Origin of the sequence: Citrobacter sp. KTE151 (assembly GCF_000398845.1) — a bacterium.
Classification (GTDB): Bacteria; Pseudomonadota; Gammaproteobacteria; order Enterobacterales; family Enterobacteriaceae; genus Citrobacter; species Citrobacter braakii.
On sequence record NZ_KB976059.1, the window covers coordinates 169,257 to 186,423 of the forward strand.

General features: G+C 52.8%; 16 protein-coding genes and 1 tRNA gene. 14 read left to right on the forward strand and 3 right to left on the reverse strand.

The features are described 5' to 3' along the window. Positions 1–9: 9 nt before the first annotated feature. On the reverse strand, positions 10–978 hold the full coding sequence (gene asd, locus WC7_RS23390) for an archaetidylserine decarboxylase (protein WP_016151405.1): 969 nt from the start codon (positions 976–978) through the stop codon (positions 10–12). Positions 979–1,070: 92 nt separating this feature from the next. Further along, positions 1,071–2,123, reverse strand: a complete 1,053-nt coding sequence (rsgA, locus tag WC7_RS23385; RefSeq protein ID WP_019078196.1) for a small ribosomal subunit biogenesis GTPase RsgA — start codon at positions 2,121–2,123, stop codon at positions 1,071–1,073. 105 nt (positions 2,124–2,228) lie between these two features. Here rsgA and orn point away from each other — a divergent pair, with 105 nt between their 5' ends. Continuing rightward, positions 2,229–2,774 carry an oligoribonuclease gene (gene orn / locus WC7_RS23380; protein WP_016151407.1) on the forward strand — a complete coding sequence of 182 codons (546 nt, stop codon included), beginning with the start codon at positions 2,229–2,231 and terminating at the stop codon, positions 2,772–2,774. 240 nt (positions 2,775–3,014) lie between these two features. Continuing rightward, a tRNA-Gly gene (locus tag WC7_RS23375) sits at positions 3,015–3,090 on the forward strand. Between the two features lie 269 nt (positions 3,091–3,359). On the opposite strand, the gene queG is transcribed toward WC7_RS23375, so the two are convergent. After that, complete coding sequence (gene queG / locus WC7_RS23370; RefSeq protein ID WP_016151408.1) at positions 3,360–4,499, reverse strand: tRNA epoxyqueuosine(34) reductase QueG; 1,140 nt, start codon at positions 4,497–4,499, stop codon at positions 3,360–3,362. Between queG and nnr the strand changes: the two genes are divergently transcribed. From nnr to nsrR, 12 genes are all read left to right on the forward strand, one after another. Beyond that, a complete protein-coding gene (nnr, locus tag WC7_RS23365; protein ID WP_071601741.1) occupies positions 4,498–6,045 on the forward strand; it encodes a bifunctional ADP-dependent NAD(P)H-hydrate dehydratase/NAD(P)H-hydrate epimerase in 1,548 nt (515 codons plus the stop codon). The two genes, queG and nnr, sit on opposite strands and share 2 nt — an antisense overlap. Further along, positions 6,017–6,478 (forward strand): tRNA (adenosine(37)-N6)-threonylcarbamoyltransferase complex ATPase subunit type 1 TsaE, encoded by a 462-nt coding sequence (tsaE, locus tag WC7_RS23360; RefSeq protein ID WP_016151410.1) that lies wholly within the window; start codon positions 6,017–6,019, stop codon positions 6,476–6,478. The genes nnr and tsaE overlap by 29 nt, the downstream gene beginning before the upstream one ends. A gap of 16 nt (positions 6,479–6,494) precedes the next feature. Continuing rightward, positions 6,495–7,826, forward strand: a complete 1,332-nt coding sequence (amiB, locus tag WC7_RS23355) for an N-acetylmuramoyl-L-alanine amidase AmiB (protein ID WP_016151411.1) — start codon at positions 6,495–6,497, stop codon at positions 7,824–7,826. A gap of 9 nt (positions 7,827–7,835) precedes the next feature. Then, positions 7,836–9,698 (forward strand): DNA mismatch repair endonuclease MutL, encoded by a 1,863-nt coding sequence (gene mutL, locus WC7_RS23350; RefSeq protein WP_016151412.1) that lies wholly within the window; start codon positions 7,836–7,838, stop codon positions 9,696–9,698. Further along, positions 9,691–10,641: a tRNA (adenosine(37)-N6)-dimethylallyltransferase MiaA gene (miaA, locus tag WC7_RS23345; protein ID WP_016151413.1), complete on the forward strand. Its 951-nt coding sequence runs from the start codon at positions 9,691–9,693 to the stop codon at positions 10,639–10,641. The genes mutL and miaA overlap by 8 nt, the downstream gene beginning before the upstream one ends. 84 nt (positions 10,642–10,725) lie before the next feature. Beyond that, positions 10,726–11,034 carry an RNA chaperone Hfq gene (gene hfq / locus WC7_RS23340; protein ID WP_016151414.1) on the forward strand — a complete coding sequence of 103 codons (309 nt, stop codon included), beginning with the start codon at positions 10,726–10,728 and terminating at the stop codon, positions 11,032–11,034. A 74-nt stretch (positions 11,035–11,108) separates the two neighbouring features. Beyond that, positions 11,109–12,389 carry a ribosome rescue GTPase HflX gene (gene hflX / locus WC7_RS23335; protein WP_016151415.1) on the forward strand — a complete coding sequence of 427 codons (1,281 nt, stop codon included), beginning with the start codon at positions 11,109–11,111 and terminating at the stop codon, positions 12,387–12,389. 189 nt (positions 12,390–12,578) lie between these two features. Then, complete coding sequence (gene hflK / locus WC7_RS23330; RefSeq protein ID WP_016151416.1) at positions 12,579–13,832, forward strand: FtsH protease activity modulator HflK; 1,254 nt, start codon at positions 12,579–12,581, stop codon at positions 13,830–13,832. A 2-nt stretch (positions 13,833–13,834) separates the two neighbouring features. Continuing rightward, complete coding sequence (gene hflC / locus WC7_RS23325; RefSeq protein WP_016151417.1) at positions 13,835–14,839, forward strand: protease modulator HflC; 1,005 nt, start codon at positions 13,835–13,837, stop codon at positions 14,837–14,839. Between the two features lie 82 nt (positions 14,840–14,921). Continuing rightward, a complete protein-coding gene (locus tag WC7_RS23320) occupies positions 14,922–15,119 on the forward strand; it encodes a DUF2065 domain-containing protein (RefSeq protein WP_005122170.1) in 198 nt (65 codons plus the stop codon). Between the two features lie 102 nt (positions 15,120–15,221). Further along, positions 15,222–16,520, forward strand: a complete 1,299-nt coding sequence (purA, locus tag WC7_RS23315) for an adenylosuccinate synthase (protein ID WP_003025606.1) — start codon at positions 15,222–15,224, stop codon at positions 16,518–16,520. A 216-nt stretch (positions 16,521–16,736) separates the two neighbouring features. After that, positions 16,737–17,162 carry a nitric oxide-sensing transcriptional repressor NsrR gene (gene nsrR / locus WC7_RS23310; RefSeq protein WP_003025609.1) on the forward strand — a complete coding sequence of 142 codons (426 nt, stop codon included), beginning with the start codon at positions 16,737–16,739 and terminating at the stop codon, positions 17,160–17,162. Positions 17,163–17,167 lie beyond the last annotated feature (5 nt).

Genomic DNA, 17,167 nt, shown 5'->3' on the forward strand with positions numbered 1-17,167 from the left:
TTCCTATGTTTAACTTTCGTCTTTTTTGTCGTCAACCAGCGGGCTGGCGTCGTGTTCTGCTTCGATCTCTTCTTTCGCAAGCGGGGCAGGTTCTGCCTCTGGCGTCACGAATGTCTCGGTCGAGATGGCCATTGGCTGGCCGATTTTGGTCACTGAAAGGTCCTGTAACTGCTCAACCAGGTTAACTTTACCAGGCGCGAACAGGTTGATAACGGTGGAACCGAGCTTAAAGCGGCCCATTTCCTGACCTTTCAACAGCGCCACCGACCCTTCGCTTTCGCCTTCCGGCCAGGTCCAGCGTTTGATGACGCCTTCACGCGGTGGGGTAATGGTGCCAGCCCATGTGGTTTCAATACTGCCGACGATGGTCGCGCCGACCAGAATCTGCACCATCGGGCCAAATTCGGTATCAAACAGACAGATTACGCGTTCGTTGCGTGCAAACAGGTTTGGAACGTTTTGCGCAGTCAGGATATTTACAGAGAAGAGATCGCCTGGCACGTACATCATTTCACGCAGGATACCGTTACACGGCATATGTACACGGTGGTAATCGCGTGGAGATAAGTAAGTGGTCACAAACGTACCGTTGCGGAATTTGTCCGCCATCTGGTAGTTGCCGGCCAGCAGTGCTTCAAGAGTATAGCTGTGCCCTTTGGCCTGCAGCAGTTTGTCTTCTTCGATGTTTCCTAACTGGTTAATCACGCCGTCAGCAGGCATGACCAGTACGTTTGGATCGGTGTTAATCGGGCGAACGTCGTCGCGCAGTGGGCGAACAAAGAAGTCGTTAAAGGTGCGATAGCTGGCGGTATCCGGCTTTTGCGCCTCTTTCATATCGACCTTGTAATATTTCACGAACAGATCGATAACCAGTTTAGTCAGCCATCCTGCTCGTTTGCTCGCACCCCAACCCGCCAGGCGAGTGAGCCATAGTTTCGGCAGAATGTATTGTAGCGAAAGCTTAAATGAGTTTAACAAGGTAGCCTCCAGGCCATAATTTGTTCCCGATCCGGCATACGGGCCGGATCCTGAAAAAAGGGGGACGATTCTAGCGATGCTTAGCTTAGTTGTCAGTTGTCTGTATCAGAAAAGTTTTTACGTGTTTTTACCTGCGCCATGCTTTCCAGGATGCGGTGATAATTTTCAAACCGAGTTTCGGCTATTGCCCCTTTTTCTACGGCCTCACGGATAGCGCAGCCTGGATCGGTATCATGCTTGCAGTCGCGGTATTTGCAGTGGCCCAGGTAGTCATGGAATTCGACAAAACCATGTGTGATTTGTTCCGGCTCCAGATGCCACAACCCGAACTCACGTACGCCAGGGGAGTCGATAACGTCGCCACCGTGCGGGAAATGATACAGGCGAGAGGCAGTGGTGGTGTGCTGTCCAAGGCCAGAGTTGTCGGAGACATCGTTGGTCAGGATCTCTTCCTGCAGACCGAGAAGATTATTGAGCAGGCTAGATTTACCAACGCCCGACTGACCGGCAAAAATGCTGATGCGATCGGTTAATGCTTCTTCAAGCGGTTTCAGGCCGTCTTTAGTACGGCTTGATACCATCAACACGCGATAGCCAATGTGGCGATAAATATCCATCTGTTCGTTAACAAAGGCCATGCCTTCGTCATCCAGCAGATCGATCTTATTCAATACGATAATCGGTTCAACGTGTAGCGTTTCACAGGCTACCAGATACCGGTCGATAATATTGAGTGACAGCTCGGGTAAGATGGCTGAGACAATAACGATCTGGTTGATGTTGGCGGCAATGGGTTTCACCCCGTCGTAAAAGTCGGGACGTGTCAGTACCGAGGTACGCTCGTGTACCGCCTCAACGATGCCTTTGACATTCACGCCTTCTGCTGCTGCTTTTCCCGGGCGCCAGACAACGCGATCGCCGGTCACCAGCGAGCGAATTGTACGGCGGATGTTGCAGCGGTGAATCTCACCGTCAGCAGATTCCACGTCGGCATGCATGCCAAAACGGCTGATAACGATGCCTTCAGCGGTTTCGCCAAACAGGTTGTCGTCGTAGTCTGGCTTCTCCGTGGACGTTTTCAGACGACGCTGGTGATTGGCGTTCACACGGCGCTGTTGGCCTTTGGAGAGTTTATTCTTACTCAATCGGACTGACTCCTGGTCGCCCATAATGGGCAAAACATTTATGATACACGCAATTTTAGATGAATATAGTCACACTGAATGTGACGCTGAAGGGTGGAAAATAGCATGAGTGCCAATGAAAACAACCTGATTTGGATCGATCTGGAGATGACAGGTCTGGATCCCGAGCGCGATCGCATAATTGAGATAGCCACGCTGGTGACGGATGCCAACCTGAATATTCTGGCTGAAGGACCGACAATTGCGGTGCACCAGTCCGACGAACAGCTGGCATTAATGGATGACTGGAACGTACGTACGCATACCGGTAGTGGGCTAGTGGATCGCGTGAAGGCGAGCACCATGGGGGATCGTGAAGCTGAACTGGCTACGTTGGCTTTTTTGAAAGAGTGGGTTCCAGAAGGGAAATCACCTATCTGCGGCAACAGCATCGGTCAGGATCGTCGTTTCCTGTTTAAATACATGCCGGAGCTGGAGGCGTATTTCCATTATCGCTATCTTGACGTCAGTACTCTGAAAGAGCTGGCGCGTCGTTGGAAGCCGGAAATTCTTGCTGGCTTCACCAAGCAGGGAACGCATCAGGCGATGGACGATATTCGTGAGTCTGTTGCTGAGCTTGCTTACTATCGCGAACATTTTATTAAGCTTTGATTTTGTGGATGGCCGGACGGCGCTGTGGCTTACCCGGCCTACGAATATCGTTCCTGCGCGCTTGCACTGAGGTGGGATTGTCGCTAAATTAAACGACTTGCCGATAAATTCAGCACTTAAACAGAAAAACGAAAAAATCGCTTTTAGGGGGGTTGCAGCTAAATGGATTTCTCGTATAATGCGCCTCCCGTAACGACAGAGAATTACACGTTACGGCAGCAGCAAAAGCAGTACAAATTTGCGGGAATAGCTCAGTTGGTAGAGCACGACCTTGCCAAGGTCGGGGTCGCGAGTTCGAGTCTCGTTTCCCGCTCCAAATTCTTACCCCAATAAAAATATCCACAGCGAATAAATACGTTGGGGACGTTTTGTTTCGTCATTGACATACTCTTGTAAACAGACTTATCCACAGGCTCGGGTATTATTCCTGGAATGCAAAAAACTTAGTTGGGTGAATAGTATCATTTTAAGTTATTGAAAATATTGAATTAATTATCATTTCAAATTGTTAATGCGATCACTTGACGATTTTTTCCCTCTTGAATATCAATGTGTTTTTATTTTTATACACAAGCTGTGGATGACTTAAGCGTCACGCGGCAGACCCTTTTCAATGACCCTGACCAAACGTTGTTTCTTCGGTAACTGCACTTCAACTACGCAGGCATTTCGCTTCTCGATTTGCTGAGCAACCGCCCACTCTATGTGTTCGTCGAGAAGTGGGTGCTCACCTCTGCGACTTTCCAGCGCGTGAATAACGGCTTCATCCCATGGGGCATTACCCAGCGCAACGGCGATATTTCGCAGCCAGCGCAGGTGACCAATACGACGAATAGCAGACCCCTCCGTGACTTTTAAAAACCACGCTTCGCTCCAGCTAAACAGCTCTATTAACTCCGGAGCATGAAGCTGTTTGCGTGGGTTGAAGTCATCCTCTGTCGTCAACTGCGAGTATCGGTTCCACGGGCAAATGAGCTGGCAATCATCGCAGCCGTAAATTCGATTCCCCAACAGGGGACGAAATTCTTCCGGGATCGGGCCTTCCAGTTCGATAGTGAGATAAGAGATACAGCGGCGCGCATCTACCGTGTAGGGTTCAACGATGGCCCCGGTGGGACAGATGGTCATACAGGCGACGCATTTCCCGCATCCTTCTTCTACTGGGTTGTCGACCGGCAGGGGCAAATCGATCAGTAATTCCCCGAGGAAGAAAAATGAACCAGCTTCGCGATTGAGGATAAGTGAGTGCTTACCTGTCCAGCCAAGCCCGGCTTTTTCCGCTAATGGACGCTCAAGAATGGGCGCAGAATCGACAAAAGGTCTAAAATTCAGCGAAACGCAGTGCTGTTGAATCCTCTCCCCCAGCTTTTTTAAGCGGTTACGCAGCAGTTTATGGTAGTCGCGCCCAAGCGCGTAACGGCTGACGTAACCCAGAGAGGGATTTTTCAACGTGCTGGCAAAGGCCGCATTGGCAGGAAGATAGTTCATACGTACGCTGATGACACGTAACGTACCGGGTAATAATTCGTGAGGTCGGGCGCGCATCATGCCGTGGCGGGCCATCCAGTCCATCTCGCCGTGATAGTGTTTATCCAGCCAGGCCAGCAGTTTGGGCTCCGCTTCGCTGAGGTCGGTATCGGCAATACCGACCTGCTGAAAGCCAAGCTCCAGCCCCCACTGCTTAATATTTTGCGCTAACTGATTGAGATCGAGGGGCTCTGACATGACGGACCATACAATGAAGAAAAACCCCGCAAGTATACCACACTCCATTTGGCACGCCGATGACATCAGGCGGATGGAGCGAGAGGCGGCAGACAGTTTAGGACTGACGTTGTACGAGCTGATGCAACGGGCGGGAGAGGCGGCGTTTCAGGTCACCCGCGAGACATATCCAAACGCTCAGCACTGGCTGGTGCTATGTGGTCATGGCAACAACGGTGGTGATGGTTACGTGGTGGCAAGGCTTGCCAAAGCTCAGGGGCTTGATATTACGTTGCTGGCGCAGGAGAGTGATAAAGCGCTGCCCGAGGAAGCACAGCAGGCGCGCGACGCCTGGCTTAACGCCGGTGGCGTCATTCATGCTGCGGATATCAATTGGCCAGATCGCGTGGACGTCATTATTGATGCGCTGTCAGGCACGGGCTTAAAACACGCGCCGCGTGAGCCTCTCTCGGTATTGATCGAACGTGCCAATCACCATCCTGCTCCTGTCGTGGCGATAGACATTCCATCCGGCTTGCTGGCGCAGACGGGCGCGGCGCCGGGCGCGGTTATCAACGCTGCGCACACCGTGACCTTTATTGCGTTAAAGCCTGGTCTGCTAACCGGTAAAGCGCGCGATGTCACCGGACGCCTGCATGTTAACGCACTCGGTCTGGACGACTGGCTGGCGGGGCAGAACGCGCCGCTGCAACGGTTTGATGCTCAACAGCTTGTACACTGGTTAACGCCGCGTCGACCCACCTCGCACAAAGGCTCTCACGGTCGGCTGGTGATCATCGGTGGTGACCACGGCACGGCTGGCGCAATACGCATGGCCGGTGAAGCGGCGCTGCGTGCAGGAGCCGGGTTGGTCAAAGTGCTGACCCGAAGTGAAAATATTGCGCCTATTCTGACTGCCAGACCGGAACTGATGGTCGATACGCTGACGCCGCAGACTCTGGAAGAGAGCCTGGCGTGGGCGGATGTTGTGGTAATAGGACCAGGGCTTGGTCAGCAGGAATGGGGTAAAAAAGCGCTGCAAAAGGTAGAGAATTTTCGCAAACCGATGCTCTGGGATGCGGATGCGCTGAACCTGCTGGCAATCAACCCCGATAAACGTCACAATCGCGTGATCACGCCGCATCCTGGTGAAGCCGCGCGACTTCTGGGCTGTTCCATTGCAGAAATTGAAGACGATCGATTACTTTGTGCACAACGTCTGGTAAAACGGTACGGAGGCGTCGTCGTGCTGAAAGGCGCGGGTACGGTTGTTGCTGCCGAACAGGCCGAATTGGGTATTATTGATACTGGCAATGCCGGAATGGCCAGCGGCGGAATGGGTGATGTGCTTTCCGGTATTATTGGCGCATTGCTCGGACAGAAGCTTACCCCGTATGATGCGGCATGTGCGGGATGTGTCGCGCACGGTGCGGCGGCGGATGTGCTGGCGGCGCGTTTTGGTACGCGCGGCATGCTGGCGACAGATCTCTTTACCACGCTACAGCGTATTGTTAACCCTGATGTGATTGACGTTTATCATGATGAATCGAGTAATTCCACTACCTGATGAGCAGGCGACTTTAGACCTGGGACTGCGGGTAGCCAAAGCCTGTGATGGCGCGACGGTAATTTATTTGTACGGCGACCTGGGGGCGGGTAAAACCACTTTCAGCCGGGGATTCCTGCAGGCGTTAGGTCACAAAGGAAATGTAAAAAGCCCCACCTATACGCTGGTTGAACCCTATTCGCTCGATAATTTGATGGTATATCACTTCGATCTGTACCGACTTGCGGACCCAGAGGAGCTGGAATTTATGGGGATCCGCGATTATTTTGCCAATGACGCCATCTGCCTGGTGGAATGGCCGCAACAAGGTAAAGGTGTACTGCCAGACCCGGACGTCGAAATACACATTGAATATCAGGCGCAAGGTCGAGAGGCGCGCATAAGCGCAGTCTCCTCATCGGGTGATTTATTGCTGGCGCGTTTAGCCGATTAACCTTAAGGGTGGCGGGATGATTTATCGCATCAGAAACTGGCTGATGGCAACACTGGTCCTGCTGTGCGCGCAGGCAGGGGCCGCCAGCCTCTCCGATCTTCAGGTGTCCAATGGCGATCAACAAGCGCGGATTACGCTGAGCTTTATTGGCGATCCTGAATACGCAGTTTCGCAGGACGGGAAACGAACCGTCGCGTTGGATATTAAACAAACCGGTGTGATTCAGGGGTTACCGCTGCTGTTTAGCGGCAATAATCTGGTGAAATCTATCCGTTCCGGCACGCCAAAAGATGCGCAGTCTCTGCGCCTGGTGGTGGATTTAACCGAGAACGGCAAAGCCGAAGCCGTAAAACGCCAGAACGGCGGCAATTATACCGTCGTGTTTACCATCAAAGCTGATGCGCCTCCGCCGCCTCCACCACCTCCAGTGGTTGCGAAGCGTGTTGAAGCGCCGGTTATCGCCCCGCGCCCTGCCGAGCCTGCGCGTAATCCGTTTAAAGCGGAAAACGATCGCACCACGATGGTAACCAACAGTAATACCTCCACACGACCTGCGGCGCGCGCCAGTACCAGTAACGGCGAAAAAGTAGTTATCGCCATTGATGCCGGACACGGTGGGCAGGATCCTGGCGCTATTGGTCCCGGTGGCACACGTGAGAAAAACGTCACGATTGCCGTGGCGCGTAAACTGCGCAGTTTGCTCAATGATGACCCGATGTTTAAAGGCGTACTCACCCGTGATGGCGATTACTTTATCTCGGTGATGGGGCGTTCAGACGTTGCGCGTAAACAAAACGCCAACTTCCTGGTCTCTATTCATGCGGATGCTGCGCCAAACCGGGATGCCACTGGTGCTTCCGTCTGGGTACTGTCAAACCGTCGGGCAAACAGTGAAATGGCCGGCTGGCTGGAACAGCACGAAAAGCAATCGGAACTGTTGGGTGGGGCGGGCGATGTGCTGGCAAACAGCCAGTCCGATCCTTATCTCAGCCAGGCCGTGTTGGATCTGCAGTTCGGTCATTCGCAACGCGTTGGGTATGATGTAGCGACCAGCATGATCGGCCAGTTAGAACGTATTGGCTCGATGCATAAGCGTCGTCCGGAACACGCCAGCCTTGGGGTATTACGTTCGCCTGATATCCCGTCAGTGCTGGTTGAAACTGGCTTTATCAGTAACAACAGCGAAGAGCGTCTGTTGGCGAGTGATGACTACCAGCAGCAGCTGGCCGAGGCAATTTACAAAGGATTGCGTAACTATTTCCAGGCGCACCCGATGCAAACCGGGCCTCAAGGCACACCGGCGCAAACCGCCAGTGCGGTATCGCCTGGTAACACGTTAGCAAATTAAGGATTAGCCATGCCGATTCAGGTTCTACCGCCACAGCTGGCGAACCAGATTGCCGCAGGCGAGGTGGTAGAACGGCCTGCGTCAGTGGTGAAGGAGCTGGTGGAAAACAGTATCGATGCTGGTGCGACTCGCATTGATATTGATATTGAGCGCGGCGGCGCGAAGCTTATCCGTATTCGTGACAACGGCTGCGGGATTAAAAAAGACGAGCTGGCGCTGGCGCTGGCACGTCATGCCACCAGTAAAATTTCCTCGCTTGACGATCTCGAAGCCATCGTGAGCCTCGGGTTTCGCGGCGAAGCGCTGGCCAGTATCAGCTCCGTTTCTCGTTTAACCCTGACGTCGCGTACGCAAGAACAACCTGAAGCCTGGCAAGCCTATGCCGAAGGGCGCGACATGGATGTGACGGTTAAACCCGCTGCGCATCCGGTGGGAACCACGCTGGAGGTGTTAGATCTGTTCTACAACACCCCGGCGCGGCGCAAGTTTATGCGCACCGAGAAAACTGAATTTAATCATATCGACGAAATAATCCGCCGCATTGCGCTGGCACGTTTTGATGTGACGATTAATTTGTCGCACAACGGCAAAGTGGTGCGTCAGTACCGGGCAGTGGCTGCGGATGGGCAGCAAGAGCGCCGACTGGGCGCGATTTGCGGCTCGCCGTTTCTGGAACATGCGCTGGCGATTGAATGGCAGCATGGCGATTTAACGCTGCGCGGTTGGGTGGCCGATCCTAACCACACGACGACGGCGCTGGCGGAAATCCAGTACTGCTATGTGAATGGCCGGATGATGCGAGATCGGTTGATCAACCATGCTATTCGTCAGGCCTGTGAAGATAAACTGGGAGCCGATCAGCAGCCCGCTTTTGTGCTGTATCTGGAAATCGACCCGCATCAGGTGGATGTTAACGTACATCCCGCCAAACATGAGGTCCGTTTTCATCAGTCCCGCCTGGTGCATGATTTTATTTACCAGGGCGTGTTGAGCGTCCTGCAACAGCAGCTTGAAACGCCGCTGCCGTTGGCTGATGACGATGAGCCTGCCCCAAGGCACATCCCGGAAAACCGCGTCGCGGCCGGGCGTAACCATTTTGCCGAACCGGCCCCGGCGCGTGAACCTGCGACGCCGCGTTACTCAGCATCTGCTGGCGCTGGCAGTAGTGGTGGCCGTCAGACGGGGGCCAGCTGGCCTCATGCCCAGCCTGGATATCAAAAGCAGCAGGGTGAGATTTATCAGCAACTGCTACAGACGCCGGTTCCGCCGCGTAAAACGCCGGTTTCTGAAACGCCATCAGCTCCTTTGTCCGGCAGCAGTCAGGGCTTTGGGCGGGTGCTAACCATTGTCGGTACGGACTGCGCATTACTCGAATGCGATGGTCATATTCGGTTGCTGGCATTGCCGGTGGCGGAACGTTGGCTACGTCAGGCGCAGTTAACGCCGGACCAGGGCGTCGTTTGCGCTCAGCCGTTACTGATCCCTTTACGTCTAAAAGTAAACGCTGATGAAAAAGCGGCGCTGCAAAAAGGGCAGAGCCAACTGGCTGAGTTGGGTATTGAATTTCAACTGGATGCACAGCATGTGACCATCCGGGCGGTGCCTTTACCCTTACGCCAACAAAATTTACAAATCTTGATTCCTGAACTGATAGGCTACCTGGCGCAGCAGTCCGAATTCGAACCGGGCAATATTGCACAGTGGATTGCACGTAATCTGATTAGCGAGCATCCGCAGTGGAGCATGGCTCAGGCGATTACGCTGTTAGCGGATGTTGAGCGGCTTTGTCCACAACTCGTGAAGGCGCCGCCGGGTGGTTTGTTACAACCTGTTGATTTACATTCGGTAATGAATGCCCTGAAACATGAGTGATACCCGTAAGGCGAGCCTGCCAAAGGCGATTTTTTTGATGGGGCCGACGGCCTCCGGTAAAACGGCACTGGCAATTGAATTGCGTAAAGTTTTGCCTGTAGAGTTGATAAGCGTTGATTCCGCCCTTATTTACAAGGGGATGGATATCGGTACAGCCAAGCCTGATGCAGATGAATTACAGGCCGCGCCGCACCGGTTGCTGGATATCCGCGATCCGTCCCAGGCGTACTCTGCTGCGGATTTTCGCCGCGATGCGTTAGCCGAGATGGCCGATATCACCGCCGCGGGGCGTATTCCGCTGCTGGTGGGCGGCACAATGTTATATTTCAAAGCCTTGCTTGAAGGGCTGTCGCCGTTACCGTCGGCAGATCCGGAAGTCAGGGCCAGAATTGAGCAGCAGGCGGCAGAGCATGGGTGGGACGCGTTACACCGACAGCTTCAGGAAATAGATCCGGTGGCTGCGGCGCGTATTCATCCAAATGATCCGCAAAGACTTTCCCGGGCACTGGAAGTTTTTTTCATTTCGGGTAAAACTTTAACGGAGCTGACGCAAACGTCAGGAGATGCTTTGCCGTATCAGGTGCATCAGTTTGCTATCGCCCCGGCGAGCCGTGAACTGCTCCATCAGCGAATTGAGCAGCGTTTTCATCAGATGTTGGCTTCAGGTTTTGAAGCAGAAGTCCGGGCGCTATTTGCCCGTGGAGATTTGCATACGGATTTGCCTTCCATTCGTTGTGTAGGGTATCGCCAGATGTGGTCATACATTGAAGGCGAAATTTCATACGATGAAATGGTTTATAGAGGTGTTTGCGCCACGAGGCAGTTGGCGAAGCGACAGGTAACCTGGTTGCGTGGTTGGGAAGGGGTGCACTGGCTTGACAGTGAAAAGCCTGACCAGGCGCGAAACGAAGTATTACAGGTTGTTGGTGCTATCGCGAACTGAATGTGTACAATTGAAACGTATCGTGCGCAATTTTTCAGAATCGAAAGGTTCAAAGTACAAATAAGCATATAAGGAAAAGAGAGAATGGCTAAGGGGCAATCTTTACAAGATCCGTTCCTGAACGCACTGCGTCGGGAACGTGTTCCAGTTTCTATTTATTTGGTGAATGGTATTAAGCTGCAAGGTCAAATCGAGTCTTTTGATCAGTTCGTGATCCTGTTGAAAAACACGGTCAGCCAGATGGTTTATAAGCACGCGATTTCTACTGTTGTCCCGTCTCGCCCGGTTTCTCATCACAGCAATAATGCCACCGGCAGCACTGGCAGCAACTACCATCACGGTAGCAACGCGCAAGGTTCATCTGCGCAACAGGACAGCGAAGAAACCGAATAAGGTTGTTAGCTGTTTTACACACGGGGAGCCAGCGATCCTGCGTTCCCCGTTGATATATATTAAGGGGTTGACGCTTGTTTGACCGTTATGATGCCGGTGAGCAGGCGGTACTGGTACACATCTATTTTTCGCAAGACAAAGATATGGAAGACCTCCAGGAGTTTGAATCTCTGGTTTCTTCCGCCGGTGTCGAAGCAATGCAGGTGATTACCGGGAGCCGTAAAGCACCGCACCCGAAGTATTTTGTTGGTGAAGGTAAGGCAATCGAAATTGCGGAAGCCGTAAAAGCGACTGGCGCTGCGGTGGTGATTTTTGATCATGCTCTAAGCCCCGCCCAGGAACGTAACCTGGAACAGTTGTGCCAGTGTCTTGTTATCGACAGGACAGGTCTTATTTTAGATATTTTTGCCCAGCGTGCGCGCACCCATGAGGGTAAGTTGCAGGTTGAGCTGGCGCAGTTGCGCCATATGGCTACTCGTCTGGTCCGTGGCTGGACCCACCTTGAAAGGCAAAAGGGCGGGATTGGTTTGCGCGGTCCGGGTGAAACCCAGCTCGAAACCGACCGCCGTTTGCTGCGTAATCGCATTTTGCAAATACAGTCGCGCCTGGAAAAAGTTGAAAAGCAACGTGAGCAGGGGCGACAGTCGCGCAAGAAAGCGGATGTCCCAACCGTATCACTGGTGGGATATACCAACGCCGGAAAATCCACCCTGTTCAACCAGATCACCGAAGCCCGGGTTTACGCAGCGGATCAGCTGTTTGCGACCCTGGACCCAACGCTGCGCCGTATAGACGTAGCGGACGTCGGTGAAACCGTGCTGGCGGATACCGTAGGGTTTATCCGTCATTTGCCGCACGACCTGGTGGCGGCGTTTAAAGCCACCCTGCAGGAAACGCGTCAGGCGACATTGCTGCTGCATGTTATTGATGCTGCAGATTTTCGTGTGCAGGAAAACATCGAGGCCGTCGACACGGTGCTCGAAGAGATCGATGCGCATGAGATCCCGACTCTGCTGGTGATGAATAAAATCGATATGCTGGATGATTTTGAACCACGTATCGACAGAGATGAAGAGAATAAACCCATTCGCGTTTGGGTTTCAGCGCAAACGGGAATAGGTATACCACAGCTTTTTCAGGCTTTGACTGAGCGACTTTCCGGTGAGGTGGCGCAGCATACGTTGCGTTTGCCGCCGCAGGAAGGGCGTCTGAGAAGCCGGTTTTACCAACTTCAGGCAATAGAAAGAGAGTGGATGGAGGAGGACGGCAGCGTAGGTCTGCAGGTTCGTATGCCGATCGTAGACTGGCGTCGCCTCTGTAAACAAGAACCGGCACTGGAAGACTATATTGTCTGACCTGACGGATATGGCCTGAAGATTTTTTCGCCTCTATACCTTGTGGGTTTTGTGCAGCATGAAGGTGGCAAGTCCTGAAATCTTCAGGGGCATAGTTAACTATGTGACTGAGATTAAGGGGCGTAGCCAACGCATCGGCAGCGCAAAATACGCAGGTATAGCATCGCATAACAAATATGGAGCACAAAAATGGCGTGGAATCAGCCCGGTAATAACGGACAAGACCGCGACCCGTGGGGAAGCAGCAAACCTGGCGGCAACCCTGAGGGAAATGGAAACAAAGGTGGTCGCGATCAGGGACCTCCCGATCTGGATGATATCTTCCGCAAACTGAGTAAAAAGCTCGGTGGTCTGGGTGGCGGTAAAGGTGCTGGTTCTGGCGGCGGTAGCTCATCGCAAGGCCCGCGTCCGCAATTGGGTGGTCGAGTCTTTACTATCGCAGCGGCAGCTATCGTCATTATCTGGGCGGCCAGCGGTTTCTACACCATTAAAGAAGCGGAACGCGGCGTGGTGACACGCTTCGGTAAATTCAGCCATTTGGTTGAACCGGGTCTGAACTGGAAACCGACCTTTGTCGACGAAGTGACCCCGGTCAACGTGGAAGCCGTGCGTGAACTTGCCGCATCCGGCGTGATGCTGACCTCTGACGAAAACGTCGTACGCGTTGAAATGAACGTGCAGTACCGCGTGACCGATCCGCAGCGTTACCTGTTTAGCGTAACCAGCGCGGATGACAGTCTGCGTCAGGCAACCGACAGCGCCCTGCGTGGGGTTATCGGTAAATACACCATGGACCGTATCCTGACCGAAGGGCGTACCGTTATTCGTAGCGATACCCAGCGTGAACTGGAAGAAACGATCCGTCCGTACAACATGGGTATCACCCTGCTGGACGTCAACTTCCAGGCAGCACGTCCGCCGGAAGAAGTAAAAGCCGCGTTTGACGATGCCATTGCAGCACGTGAAAACGAGCAGCAGTACATCCGTGAAGCAGAAGCGTACACCAACGAAGTTCAGCCACGTGCTAACGGTCAGGCGCAGCGTATTCTGGAAGAAGCGCGTGCTTACAAAACGCGAACCATCCTGGAAGCACAGGGTGAAGTGGCTCGCTTCGCAAAAATTCTGCCGGAATATAAAGCCGCACCGCAAATTACTCGCGAGCGTCTGTATATCGAAACCATGGAAAAAGTGCTGAGCAATACCCGCAAAGTCCTGGTTAACGATAAGGGCAGCAATCTGATGGTTCTGCCGCTGGATCAAATGCTGAAAGGCGGTAGTGCGCCAGCAGCAAAGAGTGACAGCAGTTCAAACCTGCTGCGTCTGCCGCCAGCAACGACGTCCGGCACTGGAGCAAGCAATACCTCGTCCACCAGTCAGGGCGATATTATGGACCAACGCCGCGCGAACGCGCAGCGTAACGACTACCAGCGTCAGGGGGAATAACGATGCGTAAGTCAGTTATTGCGATTATCATCATCGTTCTGGTAGTTCTGTTCATGTCTGTCTTTGTGGTCAAAGAAGGCGAGCGCGGGATTACTCTGCGCTTTGGTAAAGTTCTGCGTGACGATGAAAACAAGCCGCTGGTTGTTGCACCAGGCCTGCACTTCAAGGTTCCGTTTATTGAATCTGTGAAGATGCTGGATGCGCGTATTCAGACCATGGACAACCAGGCCGATCGCTTTGTTACCAAAGAGAAGAAAGACCTGATCGTTGACTCCTACATTAAGTGGCGCATCAGTGACTTTAGCCGTTACTACCTGGCAACGGGCGGTGGCGATGTTTCTCAGGCAGAAGTCCTGCTGAAACGTAAGTTCTCTGACCGTCTGCGTTCTGAAATTGGTCGTCTGGACGTGAAAGACATCGTTACCGATTCCCGCGGTCGTCTGACGCTGGAAGTTCGTGATGCGCTGAACTCCGGTTCTGCTGGCACGGAAGATGAAGTCGCGACTCCGGCGGCAGATAGCGCGATTGCCGAAGCTGCTGAGCGTGTTCAGGCTGAAACAAACGGTAAAGTACCGGTCATCAACCCGAACAGTATGGCGGCATTGGGCATCGAAGTGGTTGACGTGCGTATCAAGCAAATCAACCTGCCTGCTGAAGTGTCTGAGGCTATCTACAACCGTATGCGCGCTGAGCGTGAAGCGGTAGCACGTCGCCATCGTTCACAAGGTCAGGAAGAAGCGGAAAAACTGCGTGCCACGGCGGATTATGAAGTGACCAAAACGCTGGCAGAATCTGAGCGTCAGGGCCGCATCATGCGCGGTGAAGGCGATGCAGAAGCCGCTAAACTGTTTGCCGATGCGTTCAGCCAGGATCCTGACTTCTACGCCTTCATCCGTAGCCTGCGAGCTTACGAGAAGAGCTTCGAAGGCAACCAGGACGTGATGGTCATGAGCCCGGACAGCGATTTCTTCCGCTACATGAAGACACCGAGCACTACGACACGCTAATAAAGTTCCAGCGGTTTTAAACCAGCAAAACCACCGGCATCCCCAGGGATGCGGTGGTTTTCTTTTTATAAAAGGACGATGGATGAATTCAACAATTTTGCTGGCGCTCGCGCTGGTTTTGGTGCTGGAAGGCCTGGGCCCTATGCTTTATCCCCGCGCGTGGAAGAAAATGATTTCCGCAATGGCGCAACTTCCCGAAAATATTTTGCGTCGTTTTGGTGGAGGTCTTGTGGTTGCGGGCGTTGTGGTCTACTACATGTTGAGGAAAACGATTGGCTGATCAATAAGTAGCCTATTTTGCGGATTTTCGCATGCAAAAAGTGCTGTATATCTGAAAAAGCGGTGGTAGAATCCATTTTTAAGCAAACGGTGATTTTGAAAAATGGGTAACAACGTCGTCGTACTGGGCACCCAATGGGGTGACGAAGGTAAAGGGAAGATCGTCGATCTTCTGACTGAACGGGCTAAATATGTTGTGCGCTACCAGGGTGGTCACAACGCAGGCCATACTCTCGTAATCAACGGTGAAAAAACCGTCCTCCATCTTATTCCATCAGGTATTCTTCGCGAGAATGTCATCAGCATCATCGGTAACGGTGTTGTACTGTCTCCGTCCGCGCTGATGAAAGAAATGAAAGGACTGGAAGATCGTGGCATCCCGGTTCGCGAGCGCCTGCTGTTGTCTGAAGCTTGTCCGCTGATCCTTGATTATCACGTTGCGTTGGATAATGCTCGTGAGAAAGCGCGTGGCGAGAAAGCGATCGGTACTACCGGTCGTGGCATCGGTCCGGCTTATGAAGACAAAGTAGCTCGTCGCGGTCTGCGCGTTGGCGATCTGTTTGATAAAGCAACCTTCGCTGAAAAACTGAAAGAAGTGATGGAATATCACAACTTCCAGCTGGTGAATTTCTATAAAGTTGAAGCAGTTGACTACCAGAAAGTGCTGGATGATGTGATGGCGATTGCCGACATCCTGACCTCTATGGTTGTTGATGTTTCCGATCTGCTGGACCAGGCGCGTAAGCGTGGCGATTTCGTCATGTTCGAAGGCGCACAGGGTACCCTGCTGGATATCGACCACGGTACCTATCCGTATGTAACGTCTTCCAACACCACCGCAGGTGGCGTGGCGACCGGCTCCGGCCTGGGTCCACGTTATGTGGATTACGTTCTGGGTATCATCAAAGCTTACTCTACACGTGTAGGCGCGGGTCCGTTCCCGACTGAGCTGTTTGATGACGTTGGCGAGTTCCTGTGCAAACAAGGTAACGAGTATGGCGCGACCACCGGTCGTCGTCGTCGCACCGGTTGGCTGGACTCCGTTGCGGTACGCCGTGCAGTACAGATTAACTCCCTGTCTGGCTTCTGCCTGACCAAACTGGACGTACTGGACGGTTTGAAAGAGGTGAAAATCTGTGTCGCTTATCGTATGCCGGATGGCCGTGAAGTAACGACTACCCCGCTGGCTGCAGACGACTGGAAAGGTATCGAGCCGATCTACGAAACCATGCCGGGCTGGTCTGAATCCACCTTCGGTGTGAAGGAACGTAGCGGTCTGCCGCAGGCAGCACTGAACTACATCAAGCGTATTGAAGAACTGACCGGTGTGCCGATTGATATTATCTCAACTGGCCCAGACCGTACTGAAACCATGATCCTGCGCGACCCGTTCGACGCATAATTCTGGTTATAGCGTGGCGTCGAATGGCGCTGCGCTTGCACTATCTTAGGCCGGATGAGGCGCTTTGCATCATAATCCGGCTTAAAATCACGTAAGTTCCTCGCTTTTTTCCTTCCTGAACTGAAATAAATTAGCGACCTGGCTGGTGGCTGGTTTATCATCAATGTAATTAATACCACCAGGTTTATCCGTTTTATCCCTTTTCCTGAGGTTGATGTGCAGTTAACAAGTTTCACCGATTACGGATTACGTGCGCTAATCTACATGGCGTCACTTCCCGAAGGACGTATGACCAGTATTTCTGAGGTGACAGAAGTCTACGGCGTGTCCCGTAATCATATGGTCAAAATAATCAATCAACTTAGCCGTGCGGGCTTCGTTACTGCTATTCGAGGAAAAAATGGCGGTATCCGCCTGGGTAAACCAGCTAAGGATATTGGTATTGGTGATGTGGTTCGCGAGCTGGAACCACTATCGTTGGTCAATTGTAGCAGCGAGTTTTGCCACATTACCCCAGCCTGTCGACTTAAACAGGCGCTTTCTAAGGCAGTGCAAAGTTTTCTCACGGAACTGGACAACTACACACTTGCTGATTTGGTTGAAGAGAATCAACCGCTTTATAAATTATTGCTGGTGGAGTGACGAAA